At 72.4% G+C, this 1,603-nt stretch carries 1 protein-coding gene; it reads left to right on the top strand.

The genetic code is table 11. The annotated features are described in order from the left end of the window. On the top strand, positions 1-1,603 hold a 1,603-nt coding region (locus tag G9H71_RS22595; RefSeq protein ID WP_166284995.1), incomplete at both ends, for a LamG domain-containing protein.

The following is a 1,603-nucleotide window of genomic DNA, read 5'->3' on the forward strand; positions in this document are numbered from 1 at the left end:
GTCGTCGACGAGCACGACAGCATCACCTCGGTCATCGGCTGGGTCGTCTTCAACGAGGGCTGGGGCGAGTGGGACCGAACCACGACCGGGCAGATCGCCGACTCGGTGAAGGCCCAGGACCCGACCCGACTGGTGAACGCGCATTCGGGCGTCAACTGCTGCAACTCCAAGGGTGACTCGGGCCGGGGCGACATCCTCGACTGGCACGAGTACCGCGACAACGGCCCCGCCTTCCCGGCGCCCGACGCCAACCGCGCCGCGATCGACGGCGAGCACGGCGGCATGGGCCTGGTCATCCCCGGCCACACCTGGCCGGGCGGGTCGCTCAACAACTACGGCCCCGACCTGCAGACGAGGGCCGACCTGACCCGGGCGTACGTCAACAACGAGCGCCCGCTCATCGCGGCCGCGAGCTGCGGGCTGTCCGGGTCGGTCTACACGCAGATCACCGACGTCGAGACCGAGCTCAACGGGCTCTGGACCTACGACCGTCGCGAGGAGAAGGTCGACCCGGCCCAGATCCGCGCGATCAACGAGGAGATCATCGCCGCCGGCGAGAGCACCGGCCAGGTCGTGCTGCCCCCGGGCAAGCCCGGCCTGGTGGGCGTCGGCGCCTGGCCGCTCGACGAGGGCCGCGGCAGCGTCACCGAGGACGTCAGCGGTGGCGGCCACGACGGCACGCTCGTCAACGGCCCGACGTGGGTGACCGGCAAGTCTGGAAACGCACTTCAGTTCAACGGCACCAACCAGTACGTCGACACCGGGGCCCAGGCCGTCGACACGACCGGCAACTACACGGTGTCGGCGTGGGCGAAGATCGACCGGCTGGGCGGCTTCGCCACCGTCGTCAGCCAGGACGGCAACACCAGCAGCGACTTCTTCCTGCAGTACTCCGGGGAGAACCGGCGCTGGGCGTTCAGCTACCCGGGCGTCCGCGCCCTGGCGCAGAACCTCGGCGAGCCGCAGGTCGGCCGCTGGTACCACCTCACCGGGGTCCGCGACGTGACCGCGGGCGAGCTGCGGATCTACGTCGACGGCCAGCTGGCCGGCAAGGCGTCGGTCTGCGGTGGCGCCGAGGACCCGGGCAACCTGGTCATCGGCCGGGGCAAGTTCAACGGCAACCCCGTCGACTACTTCCCCGGTGCCATCGACGCGGTCCACGTGTACGACCGGGTGCTCAGCGACGCGGAGATCGCCTCCCTCGCCGCTGCCGAGCCGGCCGTCGTCCGGGTCTCGGACGTCAGCGCGGCGTTCGAGGCGCTCTCGGCACAGCTGCCGGCGAGCGCCGCCCGCGACCTGCGCAGCCTGCTCGCCGACGCGTCCGCCTCGTACGCGGCCGGCGACTGGGCCGCCATGCGGGCCCGGGCGCAGGAGATCCGGGCCTGGCTCGACACCGCGGCCGCCAGCAAGATCGGCGACGCGGCGCGTACCCAGCTGCTCGGCCTGGTCGACCAGCTCGTCCCGGCCCGCACCGCCGTGCAGTCGGTCCGCTTCGAGCTCGGCACGCTGACGCGCAGCGGGGACATCGCGGCCAGCACCGCCCGTGATCTGCAGGCCCTCCTCGCCGCCGGCGACCTGGAGGAGCTGCGGGCCGCGGTCGCGG

Source organism: Motilibacter deserti (assembly GCF_011250635.1).
GTDB classification, from domain to species: Bacteria; Actinomycetota; Actinomycetes; order Motilibacterales; family Motilibacteraceae; genus Motilibacter_A; species Motilibacter_A deserti.